This is a genomic window from Stenomitos rutilans, assembly GCF_059505485.1.
The window spans coordinates 1-5,943 of the sequence record NZ_JCACKR010000036.1; the positions used below are offsets into that span (position 1 = coordinate 1).

Below are 5,943 nucleotides of genomic sequence, written 5' to 3' on the forward strand. Positions count from 1 at the left end.
GAGACTATCCTAGAGTCACCACATTTCACTCTTTTTGTCAATGCGTAAGTTCTAGATCTTTAGCAAACGAGCAAAGTATTTTCTGTTTCTAGTCTAACCACTAACCACTAACTATCAAAAACCACCTTAGTTTGTCGGCATCGTCCAGTCATTCCCCAGGCGAATAGTCAAGTCAGATTCTAAATCGCCAGTCGAGTCTGCTTCAACTCTACCCAACCCTAACAGTCGTCTCAACGTTTCAGCACCACCCAGATCGCCCTGCTGCGCCACAATTTGAGTTTGGCTCTGTTTGTCAGCCCAATCAGAAGAAACGTAGACGTTGGCAAACCCACGGTTAGCTAAATAACGCTGCAACTGATTAGCGGCATCTGGTTTGCTTGAGGCATTTTGAATCGCAATTCTGAGACTATTGGCCGACTGAAGCGAGTCAGCAGCGGCTGTTGATGAACCAGGTTCTGTTGTGCCCTGGTTGAAGTACTGTTGTAGAACGCGATCGCGCCCGGTGGGGTTCATGATCCAGTAGCTGGCATTAAACTCAGTCGGCGTGCTGAATCGCCCTGGCAGCATCACCATCTTAAAGTTACCCTGACTGAGTTTGCGTCCGGCACCCGTTAAAGCGAGCATTTCCTCCAGGCTCAGATTGGTGTCGATATACTTTTGCATGGACACCACCAAGCCAGGCAGCTTGGGAATGATGGCGGGACTGGTCGCTCGTTTGAGCAAGGCCTTGAGCAACGTTTGCTGACGCTGAACGCGCCCAATATCGCCGTAGGCATCATGCCGAAAACGAGCAAACTGCTCCGCCTGATCACCATTCAGAGTTTGCAAACCGGGCGAGAGATTGATCTTAAGCTTTTGAGTTTGGTCAACATAGGACATGGCTTCAGGAACGTATACTTCAACGCCACCCAGTAAGTTAACTAACTCCCGAAAAGCGGCGGTATCGACACGGACGTAGCGATCGATCGCCATACCATTCAAAACGCTGCTGACGGTTGTAGCCGCTAGCTCTGCCCCACCTCTAACGTTGGCATCGTTGATCTTCGTGACACCAACATTGGAGATATTGACTTGTGTATCGCGTGGAATCGACAGCAGCTTGACCGTATCATCGGTTGGGTCTACCCGCAGCAGCAGCATGGTGTCACTACGCCCATCAAACAGCTCCTTCGAGCCTGGTTTGGCACCGGGAACGCGATCGATCCCCATCACCAAAACATTCACTGGACGACCGACTTGATACTGAAAACCAGACTGCCAGAGATTGCTATCGGCTGATGGCTCCCCTTTCTGACTCGACGCAATGCCCGTAGGCAGGGGAATCAACATAGCCGCCGCCACACCAATTGCGGTTGAAACGGCCGCCACAGCAATCAACGCTAGACGCTTCAACAACCACCCGCTAGAGCGATCGTTCTGAGTCGGTGGGCTGGCAATGAGCGGTTGTACGGGAACAGTGGAACTTGAGTGCCGCTTAGCCTGTTCGGCATAATCGGGCGGCTGAACATTCGCGCCTCTTTCAGTTTGTGTCACTACCAGCGATCCTTTGTTGTTAACACAGGCGACTACAGCCCGTCCATCCAAGCTACCAAACCTAACTTGTCGAGATTATAGCCTGAGCTTGCCCTCGTCCTGGTATATATCTAGACAGAATTGCTCCTGCACATCGCTTAGAAGGCTCGATCGAGCGTTGGATTCTGTCCTACTGTTCACCCTCTAGCCAGCATCAACCGGATCGTTCGGCTACGTCATGGTAGAACGCTGCTGCCAGGATGCGATCGCCGCTGTAATGGTTGAGAAATGAAGGATTCACGATCGCGCGGCATAAATCACCTGTGCAGATTCCAGAATGTTTTTGCGGCGCAACCAGTTTTCGTTGCGTTCAATGGCAGCTTTGACAATAAAATCTACTTTTCGACCAAAGATTTCCTGAAGCTCCTCTTTCATCTGTAAGGTTTCCGATAAACCTCGTTTGGCATCTGGAGCAAACGTAACTAAGACATCAATGTCGCTATCTGAACGAAAATCATCTCGCAGAACAGAGCCAAAGAGAGCAAACTCAGTGATGTGCCAGTGCTGACAGAAGTGAGCGATCGCCTCTTTAGAAATATCAATATTTTGAATTTTTATTGCTCTGCCTCTCAATTACTTAGCTTTTACTTCAGTTTTTGTGCATTGCTCATTTTCCCTCGATCTTCGTAAGGATCTATCGCACTCACTCTGTAGAAAAATCGGCATCAGTAGTGGAAGAAGAACTGTTCCACGCTCGGTAAAACTCCGGATAACTCATATTTTGAGCACAACGCCAAAGATAGTCAGTGTAGTTACCTGAATAGCGTTTAGATAAAAGCTTCTTCAATGATACGACCATTTTGTATAAACACTCGTCGCTGTATTTCTTCTGATAATACAGAAAATCATTGAAAGTAAACAATACTTCTGAAAGTTTCTTCTTCGGTTCCAATCGATTTTCTTCCTCTTCCAACAACAATAAAAGGTCGTAAATGGTCTCTTCATTGTCTGTTGCAGTATTTCTACTGACTAAACCTAAAAATGATAATCTTTTATGAAATTCTTTTGAACGCCAATCCTCCACTTCTCTCGATAAACCATCACTCCACAATTCTTTTCTTCTTTCTAGTTCACATTTGGCTAGAATTATATCTTGAGAAGGCTGTGCTAGGAACTCAGTAATCATTCTATGGCTAGAGTTTATCAAAGTTAGATGCTGCAAAATATTCGCTTTTACATCGGTAAAATGAGTTTCACGAAAAAATTCTATCAAAGCTTGTATGGCTGTTTCTTGATCAGTTTCCCTCAGTGTATTTCTAGACCCAGTGCCAACAAAGCCTATCTCTGTTTCTATTACACCCCATCCAATTAGATTTTTCACAATGGTGTCTGCGAATTTGCTCTTGAATTCAGAGATTCCTGCGCCTGCAAGAAAATAGGCTTTATAAGAGTAGAGTTTACCAGAATGACTACTAAAACTAATTAATTTTTGAATAAGTTTTTCCTTCAAATCTAACTCGATTTCTTTACGTCCTAACCACAGTAGAAAAGCTTCCTTCCAATGTTGTTCAAAAATACGATATGTATCTTTTCCCTTACGGTTTTTCGTAGGTTTATCTTGATGATCACGAGGTAGGAAATCATCCCAATCATTGATCGAAAATGCTGCAAAACATTCCTGAAATGTGGGGTGAAAGAATGTATAGACTTTTTCTGAAGATTTGTCTGCATTCCTGGCAATCTGTAGCCAGCCAAGATTAAGCGCTAACCAGAACTCAGAACCATCATCTTCAGGATCACCCAGTTCATTAAAAACTAAATTGTGGGATAGCCGAAATGGTGCTTCTTCCTCATCTAACGCACGACAAGCTAAACGTCCCAGGGCTTGGGTAAGCTTCTCTTGTTTAGCTTTGGTATTCGGAAAGAAAGCATAGTTCAGGTCTTTCTTCTTCCACTTAGTTTTATTCCATTTATAGAATTCATTAATGAACCGCCCATATAATTCAGCTTTCGTTGCTGGCAGGCTTTTGTGTTCATGCCATGTGGTGCAAAGCATCATTAACCGTAATGGGTTTCTGACAAGTTGCTGAAGCCGCCCATGTTCAGTTTTGGCTAATTCAGTTTTCAGTCGTTCGCCACTCGGCTGATTACTTTCGCGAAATCCACTTTTAATGAACTGTTCTACCTGGGCCGGATAGCAAAACTCTTTTGTACGATAGGTTTGAAAGTCTCTTAGAGCATTGATGTCTGCATCCCAAACGTTAATTCGGCAAGTCAGAACAATCGATGATTGGCTCAACCAACTCCCTAGCTGCTTGTGAATCTCTCGGAGTGCGATACCAGAGGAAGCAACCATTTCGTCGGCTCCATCCAGCAACAGCCATACTCTTTGATGGTTTAACTGGTTCAAAAAAACAGACTTAACTTCTTCAGTGACATTAGGAATCGCATCCTCCAGCCATACCTGTGTTAAGTAGTCCTTCAGACGTTGCAGTTCGCCACTCTTAATCAAGTCACCCAACGAGATCCAAATCGGTAAGCCGAGTCGTTGCTCTAGAATCCAGAGTGCAATGTGTTGTAGAAGTGTTGTCTTTCCTGCTCCGGGTTCTCCGATGATAGCAATGCGATCGCTTTCTCCCTGCCGTAAGACCTGTTCTCGAAACGCCTCATACTCAATCGGTGGCTTTTCCTCGTAACGCTTTAAGGAACGTGTTGGATGTACATCCTGGCTTAATCGGTCTGGTTCTTTCCGCTCAACTAGAGCCAGTGAGACAAAAATTTCGTCATCCAGCAAATCAAACTGCATCGCTTTTGAAGCAATTACTTCATTCGTGCTGAGCTTTTTCTGGTGATCGAGCATGCCTCGACACACTTGCTGCCAATTGATGTGATGATTTTTTCCAATTCCGTAACCTGCTTCAATCAACCATGCTGGAAGGCGTTTCCAATCGACCTCACTCTTACCTAGAAGAAGTTCAAGAATTTGTTCTTTAACACCCCTGGTTAAAGCAGTCTTGACGGTGCCTTTAGCAGCAAAGCATTGTTCTGCGATTTCCTCTTGATCTAAGCCGCACAGTATGCCCTTTAGATACTCCCAATTTTTAGGTGTAATTTTCCCCGTTCTTTCCAAGTCAGAACGAAGCCTATCCAGATCAAATCTTTGCCCAGCTTGCTCAAAAAGGGACGATTGTGGTGAGGGCGGTGACATCAGAAGCTTGAAATATTGAGAGGACAATGGGTTGGCTCAATGCTAACTGATTGCTAACAACTGTGAGGCGACTTCAAACGATGACTCCAGGTAAGTTAGTTCCATCGGCAAACAACATTCATAAAGGAATTCACCGATGGCTAGCTCTCTCATAGCTTCCAACTCTTCTGCTCCAAAAACTCAGCCTGTCCAGGTTGTGATTACGAATTCTGGCTCCATTGAACCTCCCTCTGCCTGGATGCGGTATGGCACCAGTCCAACTGAGATTATTTTGGCGACAGCAGTGGTGGTTGGAGCGATCGCAAGTGTCATCGGAGCGATCGCGCTCTTGCTACAGGTTCTTGTACCCGTAATGCAAGCCAATTCATCTAAAAAAGGAAGTAAGCGGTTCATACAGCGATCGCTCTTCCTTTAATGCCCTACGCTCTAATAAGCGAAGAATGAAAGCAAAGGGAAAGAGCGATCGCCATGCAACTGGTTTCTGGCTGTAACCTTTAATTTGATACTGTCATTGACTGAGGCAACAAACCTGACATTTCTAAAACACGATCGCTCCAGTTTTTAGCTTGTTCTGCCACATTCATTCGTTGTTCACGATCAGCCCAAAGGCTTGACCAATTTAATTGCCAACGAGCTAATTGCGCCTGTAGCCCAACTAACTCTGCGGCGCGATCTAGTCCAGCATCCATTGCCGTCCACTCAATGAAAAACTTGCTTTCCTCAATCAGGCTAGCAACCGCATCCTGGTTTAGATCATGGCTAGAAAAGGCTTTGATGCGCGCTAAATTCGCAGCCAATTCTCCTAAACGATTTGGTACTAGTTCACGTAGATAGCGTTCTTGCTTTACAGTCCAGTCTTTCATATGCCTCCTAACAGCTCCTGTGTGATCCGGGCAACCTGCTCTCGAATGTATAGGTCAAGAATTTCCATTGAACGATTATTCTGACGCGGACGGATGTTAATTAAGGATTTATAGAAAACTTTTTGAGTGAGTGGATTCCCACTGGCTCCCCACAAATCCGCCTGCCTGCTGCCCTCTTCCAACAACACTGCTTCGCAATCAGCGCCGCCACCCGCAAGCACACTGAGACGAGTATCTACTGCCAGTTTAATGTAGTAGGACTTACGCAAAAGCGATCATCTTTCGCCCCCTAGCCCCCAAGTTTGGGCAGGGTGGTTTCATACAAGCAAAAGGAAATGAGGATGGACTGAGATGTAATTC

Annotated in this window: 6 protein-coding genes; 1 reads left to right on the plus strand and 5 read right to left on the minus strand. The window is 45.5% G+C overall.

The window, feature by feature from the left end; all coding sequences use genetic code 11:
• Nucleotides 1-126 precede the first annotated feature (126 nt).
• From AC5JLP_RS06095 to AC5JLP_RS06105, 3 genes are all read right to left on the minus strand, one after another.
• Entirely contained in the window at nt 127-1,533 is a 1,407-nt protein-coding gene (locus AC5JLP_RS06095; protein WP_496067029.1) for an LCP family protein, read from the minus strand.
• Nucleotides 1,534-1,809: 276 nt separating this feature from the next.
• Nucleotides 1,810-2,145, minus strand: a complete 336-nt coding sequence (locus tag AC5JLP_RS06100; protein WP_496067030.1) for a nucleotidyltransferase family protein — start codon at nt 2,143-2,145, stop codon at nt 1,810-1,812.
• Between the two features lie 70 nt (nt 2,146-2,215).
• Nucleotides 2,216-4,747 carry an NACHT domain-containing protein gene (locus AC5JLP_RS06105; protein ID WP_496067031.1) on the minus strand — a complete coding sequence of 844 codons (2,532 nt, stop codon included), beginning with the start codon at nt 4,745-4,747 and terminating at the stop codon, nt 2,216-2,218.
• A 109-nt stretch (nt 4,748-4,856) separates the two neighbouring features.
• Here AC5JLP_RS06105 and AC5JLP_RS06110 point away from each other — a divergent pair, with 109 nt between their 5' ends.
• Entirely contained in the window at nt 4,857-5,135 is a 279-nt protein-coding gene (locus tag AC5JLP_RS06110; RefSeq protein ID WP_496067032.1) for a hypothetical protein, read from the plus strand.
• A 79-nt stretch (nt 5,136-5,214) separates the two neighbouring features.
• On the opposite strand, the gene AC5JLP_RS06115 is transcribed toward AC5JLP_RS06110, so the two are convergent.
• Entirely contained in the window at nt 5,215-5,583 is a 369-nt protein-coding gene (locus AC5JLP_RS06115) for a hypothetical protein (RefSeq protein ID WP_496067033.1), read from the minus strand.
• Nucleotides 5,580-5,852 (minus strand): DUF5674 family protein, encoded by a 273-nt coding sequence (locus AC5JLP_RS06120; protein WP_496067034.1) that lies wholly within the window; start codon nt 5,850-5,852, stop codon nt 5,580-5,582. The genes AC5JLP_RS06115 and AC5JLP_RS06120 overlap by 4 nt, the downstream gene beginning before the upstream one ends.
• Between the last annotated feature and the right edge of the window lie 91 nt (nt 5,853-5,943).

Bases quoted from the DNA above. Each gene is read 5' to 3' on its own strand.
- AC5JLP_RS06115 (WP_496067033.1), bottom strand. From the start codon at position 5,583: ATGAAAGACTGGACTGTAAAGCAAGAACGCTATCTACGTGAACTAGTA.
- AC5JLP_RS06110 (WP_496067032.1), top strand. From the start codon at position 4,857: ATGGCTAGCTCTCTCATAGCTTCCAACTCTTCTGCTCCAAAAACTCAG.